12 protein-coding genes and 1 pseudogene are annotated in these 14,827 nt (G+C 62.1%); 12 read left to right on the top strand and 1 reads right to left on the bottom strand.

Going from position 1 to position 14,827, the window contains the following annotated elements; genetic code table 11:
- Positions 1-14: 14 nt before the first annotated feature.
- The 8 genes from glgC to AC0L16_RS00995 all read left to right on the top strand — a co-directional run bounded on the left by glgC (position 15) and on the right by AC0L16_RS00995 (position 10,413).
- Positions 15-1,283 carry a glucose-1-phosphate adenylyltransferase gene (gene glgC, locus AC0L16_RS01030; protein WP_473618503.1) on the top strand — a complete coding sequence of 423 codons (1,269 nt, stop codon included), beginning with the start codon at positions 15-17 and terminating at the stop codon, positions 1,281-1,283.
- Positions 1,284-2,729 (top strand): glycogen synthase GlgA, encoded by a 1,446-nt coding sequence (glgA, locus tag AC0L16_RS01025; protein WP_473618502.1) that lies wholly within the window; start codon positions 1,284-1,286, stop codon positions 2,727-2,729. It begins immediately after the preceding gene.
- Between the two features lie 3 nt (positions 2,730-2,732).
- Positions 2,733-4,361 carry an alpha-D-glucose phosphate-specific phosphoglucomutase gene (locus tag AC0L16_RS01020; protein WP_473618501.1) on the top strand — a complete coding sequence of 543 codons (1,629 nt, stop codon included), beginning with the start codon at positions 2,733-2,735 and terminating at the stop codon, positions 4,359-4,361.
- A gap of 172 nt (positions 4,362-4,533) precedes the next feature.
- Positions 4,534-6,546 carry a glycogen debranching protein GlgX gene (gene glgX / locus AC0L16_RS01015; RefSeq protein WP_473618500.1) on the top strand — a complete coding sequence of 671 codons (2,013 nt, stop codon included), beginning with the start codon at positions 4,534-4,536 and terminating at the stop codon, positions 6,544-6,546.
- Complete coding sequence (gene bglA, locus AC0L16_RS01010; protein ID WP_473618499.1) at positions 6,536-8,161, top strand: beta-galactosidase BglA; 1,626 nt, start codon at positions 6,536-6,538, stop codon at positions 8,159-8,161. Before glgX ends, bglA begins: the two co-directional genes overlap by 11 nt.
- A 335-nt stretch (positions 8,162-8,496) precedes the next feature.
- A complete protein-coding gene (locus AC0L16_RS01005; protein WP_473618498.1) occupies positions 8,497-9,192 on the top strand; it encodes a GGDEF domain-containing protein in 696 nt (231 codons plus the stop codon).
- A gap of 310 nt (positions 9,193-9,502) precedes the next feature.
- On the top strand, positions 9,503-9,934 hold the full coding sequence (locus AC0L16_RS01000) for an antitoxin Xre-like helix-turn-helix domain-containing protein (protein WP_473618497.1): 432 nt from the start codon (positions 9,503-9,505) through the stop codon (positions 9,932-9,934).
- The gene (locus AC0L16_RS00995; protein WP_473618496.1) at positions 9,931-10,413 is read left to right on the top strand and encodes an RES family NAD+ phosphorylase; all 483 of its coding nucleotides are present in this window, start codon (positions 9,931-9,933) and stop codon (positions 10,411-10,413) included. Before AC0L16_RS01000 ends, AC0L16_RS00995 begins: the two co-directional genes overlap by 4 nt.
- A gap of 15 nt (positions 10,414-10,428) precedes the next feature.
- On the opposite strand, the pseudogene AC0L16_RS00990 reads toward AC0L16_RS00995, so the two are convergent.
- Positions 10,429-10,637, bottom strand: a pseudogene (locus AC0L16_RS00990) (integrase); the annotation flags it as partial.
- On the opposite strand from AC0L16_RS00990, the gene AC0L16_RS00985 reads away from it, so the two are divergent.
- From AC0L16_RS00985 to AC0L16_RS00970, 4 genes are all read left to right on the top strand, one after another.
- Positions 10,576-10,800 (top strand): hypothetical protein, encoded by a 225-nt coding sequence (locus AC0L16_RS00985; RefSeq protein WP_473618788.1) that lies wholly within the window; start codon positions 10,576-10,578, stop codon positions 10,798-10,800. The pseudogene AC0L16_RS00990 and the gene AC0L16_RS00985 sit on opposite strands and share 62 nt — an antisense overlap.
- Positions 10,801-11,035: 235 nt before the next feature.
- The gene (locus AC0L16_RS00980; RefSeq protein WP_473618495.1) at positions 11,036-12,628 is read left to right on the top strand and encodes a peptide ABC transporter substrate-binding protein; all 1,593 of its coding nucleotides are present in this window, start codon (positions 11,036-11,038) and stop codon (positions 12,626-12,628) included.
- A gap of 160 nt (positions 12,629-12,788) precedes the next feature.
- Entirely contained in the window at positions 12,789-13,712 is a 924-nt protein-coding gene (locus AC0L16_RS00975; protein WP_473618494.1) for an ABC transporter permease subunit, read from the top strand.
- Positions 13,705-14,826: an ABC transporter permease gene (locus tag AC0L16_RS00970; protein ID WP_473618493.1), complete on the top strand. Its 1,122-nt coding sequence runs from the start codon at positions 13,705-13,707 to the stop codon at positions 14,824-14,826. Before AC0L16_RS00975 ends, AC0L16_RS00970 begins: the two co-directional genes overlap by 8 nt.
- Position 14,827: the final 1 nt, after the last annotated feature.

Here is a 14,827-nt window from a genome sequence, read left to right as displayed (position 1 = left end):
TTGGGAGGATAAAAATGGCAGAGATAAAACGGACCCAGCCGCTGGCGCGCGATGCCATGGCCTATGTTCTGGCCGGCGGTCGTGGCAGCCGCCTCAACGAATTGACCGACCGGCGCGCCAAGCCGGCGGTCTATTTCGGTGGCAAGACGCGCATCATCGATTTTGCCCTGTCCAATGCGCTCAATTCCGGTATTCGCCGCCTCGGCGTTGCCACCCAGTACAAGGCGCATTCGCTGATCCGCCACCTGCAGCGCGGCTGGAACTTCCTGCGGCCCGAGCGCAACGAGAGCTTCGATATCCTGCCGGCCAGCCAACGCGTATCGGAAACGCAATGGTATGAGGGCACGGCCGATGCGGTTTACCAGAACATCGACATCATCGAGGCCTACGGGCCCGAATACATGGTCATCCTGGCCGGCGATCACGTCTACAAGATGGACTATGAGCTGATGCTTCGCCAGCATGTCGACGCCGGCGCCGACGTCACCGTCGGCTGCCTCGAAGTGCCGCGCATGGAGGCGACCGGCTTCGGCGTCATGCATGTCGACAAGAAGGACACCATCATCTCCTTCATCGAGAAACCCGCCGATCCGCCCGGCATTCCCGACAAGCCGGATTTTGCCCTGGCCTCGATGGGCATCTACGTGTTCAAGACCAAGTTCCTGATGGAGCAGCTGCGCCGCGACGCGGCCGAACCGGGCTCGAGCCGTGACTTCGGCAAGGACATCATCCCCTATGTCGTCGAGCACGGGAAGGCGATCGCCCATCGCTTCGCCAAATCCTGCGTGCGCTCGACCGCCGAGAACGAAGCCTACTGGCGCGATGTCGGGACAGTTGACGCCTATTGGGAAGCCAATATCGACCTCACCGACATCACGCCGGAGCTCGACCTCTACGACCGCGACTGGCCGATCTGGACCTATGCCGAGCTGAAGCCGCCGGCAAAGTTCGTGCATGACGAGGATGGCCGCCGTGGCTCGGCGGTATCCTCGCTGGTCTCGGGCGATTGCATCGTCTCAGGCGCGTCGCTGAAGCGAAGCCTGATCTTCACCGGCGCGCGCATCAACTCCTATTCGACGCTCGAGGACGTCGTCATGCTGCCGGACTGCCAGGTCGGCCGCAGCGCGAGATTGAAGCGCGTGGTGATCGATCATGGCGTCAGGATTCCCGAAGGACTCGTGGTCGGCGAGGATCCCGTCCTCGACGCCAAGCGCTTCCGCGTTTCCGAAAAGGGCATCTGCCTCGTCACGCAGGCCATGATCGACAAACTGGGATTGTCGTGAATGCAGGTCCTGTCGGTCACGCCCGAGATATTCCCTCTGATCAAGACTGGCGGGCTTGCTGACGTGACCGGCGCGTTGCCGATCGCGCTCGCCGGCAAGGGCGTGACGATGCGTACGCTTGTTCCCGGCTATCCCCAGATCATGGATGCCTTCAAGAAGAAAAAACCCGTTCACCACTATCCGCTGCTGCAAGGCGGCAAGGCTTCGGTCCATGCCGTCCAGATCGCCGGGCTCGACCTGTTCGTGCTCGACGCGCCGCATCTGTTCGATCGCCCCGGCGGCCCCTATGGCAATGCCACCGGCGCCGACTGGCCGGACAATTGGCGGCGTTTCGCGGCCCTGAGCCAGGTTGGCGGCGACATCGCCGGCGGCGCCGTCTCGGGCTACCAGCCGGACATCGTCCATGCCCATGACTGGCAATCGGCGATGACGCTGGCCTATATGCGCTACGGCAAGGCGGTCGGCACGCCATCGATGATCACCGTCCACAATCTCGCTTTCCAGGGCCAGTTCGGCGCCGGCATCTTTGGCGAACTCGGGTTGCCGGCGGCGGCAATGGCACTCGACGGCGTCGAATATTATGGCGGCGTCGGTTTCCTCAAGGCTGGCCTGCAGGCCGCCTGGGCTATCACCACAGTCAGCCCGACCTATGCGCAGGAGATCCGCTCGCCGGAATTCGGCATGGGGCTCGATGGCCTCATCAACATGCGGTCCGTCGATCTCTATGGCATCGTCAACGGCATCGACACCGAGATATGGAACCCTGAAACCGACAAGCATCTGGTCTCCAACTACACGGCCAGGACATTGAAGGCGCGGCACCCCAACCGGACCGCCGTCGAGGATCGTTTCAACCTTGACCGCGACGACAGTCCGATCGTCTGCGTCATCAGCCGGCTCACCTGGCAGAAGGGAATGGACATACTGGCAACGGTCGTCGACGGGATTGTTGCGAGGGGTGCCCGCCTGGCGATCCTGGGGTCCGGCGACGCCGGCCTCGAAGGCGCGCTGCTGGCCGCCGCCGCCCGCCATCGCGGTCGCATCGGCGTCGTCGTTGGTTATGACGAGGCGCTTTCCCACACCATGCAGGGCGGTTGTGACGCCATCGTCATCCCGTCGCGCTTCGAGCCTTGCGGACTGACGCAGCTTTACGGCCTGCGCTATGGCTGCGTGCCGGTCGTCGCCCGCACCGGCGGTCTTGCCGACACCGTCATCGACGCCAATGAAGCGGCGATTTCGGCAGGTGTGGCGACCGGCTTCCAGTTCGCACCCGCCGATGCCGGCGCCTTGCTGCACGCCATCCGCCGGCTGGTCGCGGCGCACGCCAACCCTACGATCTGGACGTCGATGCAGCGGCAAGGCATGAAGGCGGATGTCTCGTGGGATAAAAGCGCAGAAAAATACCTCGAACTCTATCGCTTGCTGCTTTCGAAAAGGGCTGTCTGACGCATGATACGCACCGTCGCCACCAAACCTTATCTCGACCAGAAGCCCGGCACGTCCGGGCTGCGCAAGAAAGTGCCGGTGTTCCAACAGGAGCACTATGCCGAGAACTTCATCCAGTCGATTTTCGATGCGTTGGACGGGTTCAAGGGCAAGACGCTGGTGATCGGCGGCGACGGCCGCTTTTACAACCGCGAGGTCATCCAGAAGGCCATTGCCATGGCGGCGGCAAACGGTTTCGGCAAGGTGATGGTCGGGCAGGGCGGCATCCTGTCGACGCCGGCCGCTTCGAATATCATTCGCAAATACAAGACCTTCGGCGGCATCATCCTGTCGGCCAGCCACAATCCGGGCGGCCCGCACGAGGATTTTGGCATCAAATACAATGCCGGCAATGGCGGCCCGGCACCGGAAAAGCTGACCGACGCGATCTTCGCCAAGACCAAGGTGATTTCGAGCTTCAAGATCGCCGATATCGGCACGGTCGACCTCGACACGATCGGTACCGTCGAGGCGGGCGGCATGACCGTCGAGGTGATCGATCCGGTCGCCGACTATACCGAGCTGATGGAAAATCTGTTCGATTTCGATTCGTTGCGTGGGCTGTTCAAGTCAGGCTTCCGCATGCGCTTCGACGCCATGCATGCCGTGACCGGTCCCTATGCCAAGGAGATCCTGGAAAACCGGCTCGGCGCGCCGAAAGGCACCGCCCGCAACTTCATTCCGCTGCCGGATTTCGGCGGCCACCACCCAGACCCGAACCTGGTCCACGCAAAGCACCTCTATGACGAGATGATGGGACCGGAAGCGCCGGATTTCGGCGCCGCCTCCGACGGCGACGGCGACCGCAACCTGATCATCGGCAAGGGCATTTTCGTCACCCCGTCGGATTCGGTGGCTATCCTCGCCGCCAATGCTCATCTGGCGCCGGGCTACAAGGCCGGCCTGAAAGGCATCGCCCGCTCGATGCCGACCAGCGCCGCAGCCGACCGCGTCGCCGAAAAGCTCGGCATCGGCATCTATGAAACGCCGACCGGCTGGAAATTCTTTGGCAATCTGCTCGATGCCGACATGGCAACGATCTGCGGCGAGGAAAGTGCCGGAACCGGCTCCAATCATGTCCGCGAAAAGGACGGGCTGTGGGCTGTGCTTTTGTGGCTCAATATCCTCGCGGCCCGGGGCGAAAGCGCCAAGCAGATCGTCACCGAGCACTGGGCCGCCTATGGCCGCAATTACTACTCACGCCATGACTACGAGGAGGTCGAAACCGACCGGGCCAATGCGCTGGTCGACGAACTGCGGGCCAAGCTCGCTTCCTTGCCCGGCAGCAGCGTGCGCGGCATGAAGATCGCCAGCGCCGACGATTTTGCCTATCACGACCCGGTCGACGGCTCGATAGCCAGGAACCAGGGCATCAGGGTGCTGTTCGAAGGCGGATCGCGCGTCGTCTTCCGTCTCTCCGGCACCGGTACCTCGGGGGCGACGCTGCGCGTCTATATCGAGCGCTACGAGCCGGACCAGTCCAGGCACGATCTCGACACGCAGGAGGCGCTTGCCGACCTGATTGCGGCAGCCGATGATATTGCCGGGATTCGCAGCCATACCGGCCGCGCCAAGCCGAGCGTGATTACGTGAGCCTGGCGCAGCGCGCCGAGACGGTTGAGGGGTGTTGGACGGATCGCCGTAGGTGCCAGGCTGGAGCACCCCTCATCCGTCGCCTTTGGCGACACCTTCTCCCCCAAGGGGAGAAGGGGGAGCCAACCTGCAATCGCCCCAAACTGCCTACGATCCGTTGCTGTGAGTGCGCGTGAGTCAGCTCGGTGCCACCGTCACCCGCGGCGGCATCCGCTTTGCCGCATGGTCGTCCGCGGCCAGCCGGCTCTGGGTCTCGATCTTCGATGAGCGGGGAGAGAGGGAGATCGACCGGCTCGCACTCCAACCGGAAGGCGAGGGCGTTCACGCGCTTTTCGTTGCCGGCGTCGCCGCCGGCACCCGATACGGGCTTCGCGCCGATGGCGACTATGCGCCCGAGACTGGGCTTTGGTTCGATCCCGACAAGCTGCTGGTCGACCCCTATGCCGTCGAGATCGACAGGCCCTATGTCTATGACGGCAGGCTCGCCGCGCGCCGGGGCGAGGGCACCGACACTGCGCCGCTGCTGCCGAAGGCGATTGCCGCCACCCTGCCGCAGCCGGTGCCTGCCTTGCCGCCGCTGTTCCAGCCCGGCGGCCTGATCTATGAAGTGCCGGTGCGCGCCTTCACCATGCTGCATCCGGACATCCCGAAGCACCAGCGCGGGACGATTGCAGCGCTTGGCCATCCGGCCATCGTCGAGTATCTGAAAAAACTCGGGGTCGAGGCGGTCGAACTGATGCCGGTGACGGCATCGATCGACGAGCGGCATTTGCCGCCGCTCGGGCTGCGCAATGCCTGGGGCTACAATCCCGTGACCTTCATGGCGCTCGATCCGCGCCTGGCGCCCGGCGGTCTCGCCGAATTGCGGCAGACGGTTGCCACGCTGCGTGGGGCCGGCATCGGCGTCATCCTCGATCTTGTCTTCAACCACACCGGCGAAAGCGACAGGCTTGGGCCGACGCTGTCGCTGCGCGGCCTCGACAGCCGCGCCTACTACCGGCATCGGCCGGACGGCAGCTTGATCAACGACACCGGCACCGGCAACACCGTCGCTTGTGATCATCCGGTCGTCCGGGGAATGGTCCTCGACACGCTTCGTCACTTTGTCTGCCATGCCGGCGTCGATGGTTTCCGCTTCGATCTGGCGCCAATTCTGGGGCGGGTCGATGGCGCGTTCGACGCCGCTGCGCCACTGCTCATGGCTATTCGGAATGATCCGGTCCTTGGCGACCTGGTGCTGGTCGCCGAGCCTTGGGATATCGGCCCGGACGGCTATCAGCTTGGCAATTTTCCGCCACCCTTCCTCGAATGGAACGACAGATATCGCGACGACATCCGCCGGTTCTGGCGCGGCGATAGCGGCATGGTCGGCGCGCTCGCCACCCGGCTTGCCGGCTCGTCCGACGTGTTTGCCAAGCCAGGCCAGCAGACGAGCCGCAGCGTCAATTTTATCGCCGCGCATGACGGCATGACGCTGGCCGACATCGTTGCCTACGAGCACAAGCACAATGAGGCCAATGGCGAGCAGAACCGCGATGGCCACGACGACAACCTATCCTGGAACAATGGCGTCGAGGGCGAGGCCGGCGACCGGGCGATCGTTACGACCCGTTTCGATGACCGGTGTGCGCTGCTGGCCACGCTGTTTGGCTCACGCGGCACGATCATGCTGACCGCCGGAGACGAATTCGGCCGCACCCAGAAGGGCAACAACAACGCCTATGCGCAGGATAACGAGATCACCTGGCTCGACTGGGCCGGCCGCGATCAGGCGCTGGAACAATACGCCGTTTTGCTCGCCGCGTTGCGTCGTTCCGTGCCGGCGCTTTCCGGCACGCGCTTCCTGACTGGAGAGCCGCCGCCCGGATCAGAAAAACCGGACGCGGTCTGGCTCACTGAAACCGGCACGCCGTTCGACGAGGCAGGCTGGCACGATCCGGAGCGGTACCGCCTGGTCATGATGCTCGGCAGCGATGATCGCCGCCTTGCCGTTGTCATCAATGGCGATCGCCGGGCGTGTATGTTCACGCTGCCGGAGCGCGACGGATTTCGCTGGAAGCCAGCCATCGAAACAACGGACGGCGCAGCCGGAATTTCACGGCCGGTGCCGGGGCGAACGGTGATCTTCATGATCGAACACGAAGCCGCGCAGGCTCAGATAAAGGAGAACCCGATTGGCAAGTGACCACGCCGAGTGGTGGCGCGGCTGCGTCATCTACCAGATCTACCCGCGCTCGTTCCAGGACACGACGGGGGACGGCAGTGGCGATCTGCGCGGTATCACGTCGAGGCTGGCGCATGTCGCATCGCTTGGCGCCGACGCCGTCTGGCTGTCGCCCTTCTTCAAGTCGCCGATGGCCGATATGGGCTACGACGTCTCCGACTATACGGCCGTCGATCCGATGTTCGGCACATTAGAGGATTTCGACGCAGTGGTCGCCGAGGCGCACCGTCTCAGCCTGAAAGTCATCATCGACCAGGTTCTGTCGCATTCGTCCGACCGGCACGCATGGTTCGTCGAAAGCCGCGCGAGCCGCGATAATCCCAGAGCGGACTGGTATGTCTGGGCCGATCCGAAGCCAGATGGCACCGCGCCCAACAACTGGCTGTCGGTCTTCGGCGGCCCCGCCTGGGAGTGGGACGCGACCCGCAGGCAATATTACATGCACAATTTTCTCGCCTCGCAGCCGGACCTCAATTTCCACAATCCGGAGGTTCAGGACGCCCTGCTGGAAACGGTGCGGTTTTGGCTGGAGCGCGGCGTCGACGGGTTTCGCCTCGATACGGTCAATTACTATGTCCATGACCTCTGGCTGCGCAGCAACCCGCCCCTGGCGTCAAGCGTCGCAGGCACCAACACCGAAACCAATCCCTACCTCTATCAGGAGCATTTGTTTGACAAGACGCAGCCCGAAAACCTCGCTTTCCTCAAGCGGTTTCGGGCGCTGCTCGACGAATATGAAAGCCGCGCCGCTGTCGGCGAGGTCGGCGACGAAGCCCGTTCGTTGCAGACGCTCGCCGCTTACACCGGCGGCGGCGACAAGCTCGACATGTGCTACACTTTCGATCTGCTCGGTCCGCAATTCTCGGCGGCGCATGTGCGTGGATGTGTCGAAGCGTTCGAGAGTGCTGTCTCCGACGGCTGGGTCTGCTGGGCGTTTTCCAACCACGATGTCGTTCGCCATGTAACGCGATGGACGAGGCCCGGCGGCGATCCGGAAAGGATGGCGAAGTTCTCGATCGCTCTGCTGTCATGCCTGCGTGGATCGATCTGCCTCTATCAGGGTGAGGAACTCGGGCTGGAGGAGGCGGAATTGGCGTTCGAGGATCTGCGCGATCCCTACGGCATCCGCTTCTGGCCCGGCTTTAAGGGCAGGGATGGCTGCCGCACGCCGATGGTGTGGGAGAAAGGCGCCAACAATGCCGGTTTTTCGATCGGCAGGCCGTGGCTTCCAATCCCGGAAAGCCATCGCGCCCGCGCGGTCGATATCCAGAACGGCGAAGAAAAGTCAGTTCTGGCCAGCTACCGGGCGATGCTGGCGTTGCGCAAGCAGCATGCGGCGCTGGTACAGGGTTCGATCCGCTTTCTCGATGCCGAGGGCGATGTGCTTGCCTTCATTCGCGAAGGCGGCGGCGAGACGCTGCTGTGCGTTTTCAACTTCGCCGAGGAGCCGGCCAACTGGCCGTTGCCGCAGGGTATCGATGTCGCAGAGACGATCGACCTTGGCGCTGGTGCCGCCTTGCAGGAAAGAATTCTGTCGCTGCCGCCCTTGGGCTGCTTTCTCGGGCGAGCCGGCTGATCTCGCTATTGTCAGCTCACTGAACGACGATGTCGGTGCTGTTTGAAGGTCAAGATCGTCGGATCGTTGTTGCGATCTCAACGGCTGCAGAACCAGACCCCATTGACCCGCATCAATATCATGCGATCCGCTGAGGGCATTGCCCGTCCCTCGAGGTGCAAGGGTTTTCGTGCAGGATCTGACGTGCGGGTTGTTTCAAAATTGCTGCCGCTAGTTGCAACTTGTGTTTACCACTCACGGGTTAGAGTTACCCAAAGGCGGTTGGCGGAATGACGGCATCACATTATCTCCTGACACGCTTCGGGAAGCTCTCGCCTTTCAGGCAGACCTGCGTCGTGGTTCTGGCAGCCATCATCGGCGCGGATACACTCACGCTCGTTTTCTATGGTATCTTCTTTGCCGACCGCCTCCTCTTGGACTTGTTTTTGACAACGGTCATCACGATCGCGGTTGGATTTCCGCTCGGCTATTTCTTCCTGAGGCAACAGTTGAAGCTCGCCTTGATGGCCGCCAGGCTCGACCGGGCGGCACGCCTCGACCACCTCACAAGCCTTGCCAACAGGAAAACTTTCTTTGAGGAGGCCGAGGCAATCGTGGGTTCCGAGGCCTTTAGGGAAGGCGCCGTACTGTTCATCGACGCCGATCATTTCAAATCCATCAACGACACCTTTGGTCATGCCATCGGTGATGCCGTCCTCCAGGAAATGGGCAGTGTTATTCGGAGCTCGATTCGGGAAAGCGACTTGGCGGCGCGCATCGGCGGCGAGGAGTTTGCCGTGTTCCTGGTCGAAGCTGGCCGCGACAAGACATTGGAAGTAGCCGAGCGCATCAGACAGAACATGCGCGGCGTCAGGCGGGCAGTCGGCATCGAGGACCGAGAAATCACCGTCAGCATCGGGATTTGCGTGCACGGACCAGGCCAAACCTTGAACGACATCCTGCTGCGCGCTGATCAGAATCTCTATGTGGCAAAGAACAGGGGGCGCGACTGCATCGTCGCAACCACCGGGTTCGGACCGGTATTCGCGTGATCGTGACTGGCACGATTGCTCCACCTAACCAAACCCGGATCGGAATTAGAGAGAGGATGAACGCGTCGACGTTCTCTGCGCCTGCGGTTACGCTCTCGCATCCCCGCATCAGTGCGAACCGATCCGCCAACGACCCTCATCTTTGCTGCCACGCCATTCGCGGCAATGCCGCCATCAGCATCGGCCCGACCGAAAATCCCTGTCCTCGCCTTCTCGGTTAGCACCCGCAGACAGGCTGCAGATCGAACGGGTGGCTTGCATGACCCATCATGTGAGGCTAACTATCGCCTCACATGGAATGGAGAGTGATATGCTAGCGCTCGGAAATGTCGCCGACGTGTTGGGGCTGCCCGTTAAAGAGGTGGCAGCGCGGTCGCCCTTCGGGCTGATCTCCCGGATCGAGGATGGACTTCCCATTGGCGCACTTGAGCGCGTTGCGCATCTTCTGGCGCCTGGCGATGCTCAGTTCAAATACCGGCTGATCCCCAAGGCGACCTACGAGCGACGCAAGACGGTACATCGCCTCTCGTCGGACGAGGGCACACGATTGGCCCGCGTCGCGCGCGTCTGGGGCCTTGCCGTCGATGTCTGGCAGAACGAACAGGAAGCGCGCGATTTCTTGTTTCGGCCGCACCCGATGATTGAGGACAAGCGACCGATTGACGTCGTTATCATGAGCGAGTTCGGTGCCGAAATGGTGGTCGATATTCTCGCAGGTCTGAAGTACGGCAGTGCTGCGTGACGGCGCAGACTCTCGATCGCACACTATCGTCCTTTCGTATCGGCGATCCGGCCGGCACTTACCCGATCTTCGATGCGACCGGCTCGACAATCGCGCCAGGGCGATGGAACACGCCCGGAAGTCCTATCATCTACACCAGCGAGCACTATTCGACGGCCCTGTTGGAAAAGCTGGTGCATGGCAGCGGCCGACTGCCGCCCAACCAACACTACATCGAAATCACAATCCCGCGCGGACTGAGCTACGAGGTCTTTTCCCACCCGTCACTGCCCGGCTGGGACACGATGCCGGCGATGGTCAGCCAGGGATTCGGGGAAACCTGGTGTCTAGAACGGCGCAGCGCCATCCTGCTGGTGCCGAGTGTCGTGGCGCGTCTGGATTGCAATGTGCTGATCAATCCGGCGCATCCGGAGTTTTCAAAGATCCAGACAAGCCTGCACCAGCCGGTCTACTGGGACCGGCGGCTGTTTGGCGCGTAGCGGGGAGGGGCTTTCTCAAGAGGCATTGGTGAGATTGACGCGGAACCGGTCACGTCGGCGCTGGTATCTGCGTATCATCGCTCGGCCGAGGCGTGGCCGAGCTGCTTTTGCGCATAGCGCTTGTCGACCTCGGCCGACGAGGCAAGTCTGGCGCGAAAGCGAATGGCCGGAGAACTTGGCCCCCGTTCGGCTCCCGACGGCGCGGCGCGCACGCTGGCGGCAAGCGGAACCAATGGTCCTGAAGCCGCACGTCCGGCACTGTTTGTTGAAGGCAGCTCGAACATCGTCTGCGGGCAGCCGAGTAGGCTGCATCAGAAGTCGTTCCGGCCTGACGAACAGCGATCCGCCAAGAGCGAAAGCATCCGCAACATTGACAGCAGCAGCTGAAAAGGCTCGGTCCATGGTTTCGACCGCTGTTCTGCCGGTCGCGAAGTAGCTGTCGCTGCGCCTTACTTAGGGTGACCTCACGAGTCTGTTGAAATAAAAAATCACCACGTTACTGTTTGGCCACCAGCTACCGGAAAGGGAACCGGCGGCGCGCTCAAAGGGGCCAGCGAATCGGTTTCGGGGCGTCAACACTCAAGAGGCGTAGCGCAAGGGCCGCCTCGACAGGGAGAACTTCATGCTGAAAAACATGCTGAAGGCGACGGTGTTCGCCACAACCATGGCTTTGGCTGCCGGAACGTTCTACACGCCAGCCTTGGCCGAGGTCGTCTACAACAGAGGCAGCGCCGCCGAATCGGAGTCGCTCGACCCGCACAAGACCTCGACAATCTACGAAGCAAATATTTTGCGTGACCTGTTCCAGGGGCTGACCATGCAGGACGCAAAGGCGAACCTCATCCCGGGTGCCGCCGAAAGCTGGACAGTGTCGGACGACGGCACCGTCTACACCTTCAAGCTGCGCAAGGGCGCCGTCTGGTCGGATGGCGCTCCGGTGACGGCAGATGACTTCGTCTACGCTTTCCAACGGCTGGAAGATCCGGCCACCGGCGCAGAATACGCTTCGATGCTCTATCCCGTGAAAAACGCCGAGGAGGTGAACACCAAGAAGGCGAAGCCCGAGGAGATGGGCGTCAAGGCAATCGACGCAAACACTCTGGAAGTGACGCTGAAGGCGCCGACGCCCTATTTCCTCGAAATGCTGACCCACCAGGCGGCGTTTCCGGTCAACAAGGCCTCCATGGAAAAGCTCGGCGCCGATTGGATCAAGCCGGGCAATCTGGTCTCCAATGGCGCCTTTACCCTGGCGGAGTGGGTTCCCAACGACCACATCAAACTGGTCAAGAATCCGAAATTCTGGGATGCTGCGAGCGTCAAGCTCGACGTCGTCAACTACATCCCGACCGAAGATCGCTCGTCGGCGATGAAGCGCTTCGAGGCCGGCGAACTCGATAGCTACGACGACCTCCCGACCGAGCAGCTCGCCGACCTCAAGGCCAAGTTTGGCGATCAGATTCGCGTCGGGCCCTACCTCGGCACCTACTACTTTGCGATCAAGACCGACAAGGCGCCGTGGGACAACGTCGAACTGCGCAACGCCATCTCCATGGCAGTCGACCGTGATTTCCTTGCCGAAAAGGTCTGGCAGAACTCGATGCTGCCCGGCTATTCGATGGTGCCTCCAGGCATCGAGGGCTATACGCCGGCAATGGCCAAATACGCGGATATGTCGCAGATCGACCGCGAGGATGAGGCCAAGAAGGTACTCGAGAAGCTTGGCTATACGCCCGAGAAACCGCTGAAGATGGAAATCCGCTACAACACGTCGGAAAACCACAAGAACACTGCGGTCGCCATCCAGGAGCAGTTGAAGCCGCTCGGCGTCGAAGTCACGCTTCTCAACACCGACACCAAGACCCACTACTCCTTCCTTGAGCAGAAGGGCGACTACGACGTGGCGCGTGCTGGCTGGATTGCCGATTACAAGGATCCGGAAACCTTCCTCGGCATCTCCCGCAAGGCAAGCGGCAACAACTATTCGGGCTACAATAGCCCGGAATTCGAGAAGGCCATGGACGAGGCGGCCGCCGCCGGCGGCAAGCCCGAAGAGCGCATGAAAGAACTCGCCGAGGCCGAGCGCATCCTCGTCGACGAGGTCGGCAACATCCCGCTTCTCTACTACAGCTACAAGGATATCGTTTCTCCGAAGCTTCATGGCTTCGAGGACAACGTTATGGACGTGCATCCATCCCGCTTCATCTCCAAGGACTGATCTCCTTGGCCGGACTGCCGCTCCTTTACAGCGCCGCGCGTCCTTCGGGACGCGCAGAGGGCGCTGTAACGCCTTGATTACGCCTGATCCTTTCCGAACTTCGGTTCGGGGTCATGCGTCAGGGGCGGCGGTTCCGGTTTGCTAGCAAAGCGGGGAACCGATGCTGCGATACGTATTCCGGCGGCTCCTGACCGCCATCCCGACGCTGTTCGTCATCGTGACCCTGGCGTTCTTCCTGATACGTGTCGCCCCGGGCGGCCCGTTCAACCAGGAGCGGGGCCTGAGCCCCGAGATCAAGGCCAATCTTGAAGCGCAGTTCGGCCTCAACGACCCGCTGTGGCTGCAATATGTCCACTATCTCGGCAATCTGCTGCGCGGCAATTTCGGTCCGAGCTACAACATGCCGGATTTCACCGTCACCGAATTGTTTGCCAGGGGCCTGCCCGTTTCAATCCAGATCGGCGCCTCGGCCCTGATCCTGGCGCTGCTGCTCGGCGGCCTCCTCGGCACCATCGCCGCGCTCAACCAGAACAGGCTTGCCGACTACTCGGTGATTGCGCTGGCTGCCGCCGGCAGCACCATTCCGACCTTCGTCATCGCGCCGGTGATCCAGCTTTTATTCGGCCTGACCTGGAAACTGCTGCCGATCGGCGGCTGGGGCGACGGCGCCCTGCTCAACAAGATCGGCCCTGTGCTGACCCTCGCCTTGCCGCAGATCGCCATCGTCGCCCGCCTGATGCGCGGTTCGATGATCGAATCATTGCGCTCGCACCACATTCGCACCGCACGTGCGCTCGGCCTGTCGGACTGGTCGGTGGTCGTCAAGCATGCGCTGCGCGGTGCCATATTGCCGATCGTCTCCTTCACCGGCCCGGCGGCGGCGGCACTGCTCACCGGCTCGATCATCGTCGAGACGATCTTTTCCATTCCCGGCATCGGCCGCTATTTCGTCGAGGCCGCGCTCAACCGTGACTACACGCTGGTCATGGGCACCGTGGTGGTCATCGCGCTGTTCACCATCGTCTTCAACCTGATCGTCGACGTCATGTATGCCTTCGTCGATCCGAGGGTGCGCTATGACTGACATCGCAGCCACCGCTCCGGCCATCGTCGGCCGCTCCCTGTGGGGCGATGCCTGGGCCCGCCTCAAGGCCAACCGCGCCGCCATGTTCAGCCTGTATTATCTTGCCCTCATCGCGATCCTCAGCGTGTTCGGACCCTCTTTGGTGCCGCATCGATACACCACCATCTACGCCGACTATGTGCGCATGCCACCGAGCTTGTCGGCCTATCCGAAGCCCGACAAGATAGAAACCGCGCTCAACGAGGCGATCAAGCGCATGCGTGTCGAGATCAAGCAGTGGCGGCAGGAAGACAATCGCATCTTCGTCACCGTCACATCGCGCAAGCCGATCGACGACCGCAATGTCCGCTACCTCGATCGTTCCGATGCCTTCGACAACACCAAGATAGAGAGCAAATCGGCTGATGGCCTTGAAGCGGTGATGAGCGCTTCAATCAGGCAGCAGTATTTCCTGTTCGGCACCGACAATACCGGCCGCGATCTCCTGTCGCGGACGCTGATGGCCGGGCGCATCTCGCTGGCCATCGGCCTGCTCGCCGGGGTCGTGGCGGGCGTCATCGGCGTGCTCTACGGCGCTGCGGCCGGCCTTGCCGGCGGCAGGATAGACGAGGTGATGATGCGCATCGTCGATGTGCTCTATTCGCTGCCGTTCATTTTTTTCGTCATCATGCTGGTGGTGTTCTTCGGCCGGAACTTCGTGCTGATGTTCCTGGCAGTCGGCGCCGTGCTGTGGCTCGACATGGCGCGCATCGTGCGCGGCCAGGCGCTGTCGATCCGGCGGCAGGAATATGTCCAGGCGGCGGAGGCGATGGGCGTAGGCCAGCGCGGCATTCTGATCCGCCACGTCATTCCCAACCTGCTTGGCCCAGTAGTTATCTATATGACGCTGCTGGTGCCGCAGGTCATCATCCTGGAGAGTTTCCTGTCCTTCCTCGGGCTCGGCGTGCAGGAACCGATGACCAGCTGGGGCGTGCTGATCTCGACCGGCGCCAAGAACATCGGCACCGCCAACTGGCTGCTTTTGTTCCCAGCGTTTTTCCTTGTCTCGACGCTGTTCGCGTTGAATTTCGTCGGCGACGGCCTGCGCGACGCGCTCGACCCCAGGGATCGTTGAG

It is taken from the genome of Mesorhizobium sp. WSM4848 (genome assembly GCF_055811375.1).
Note: the sequence above shows the minus strand (reverse complement) of the source record. Positions and strands in the feature narration are given on the sequence as shown.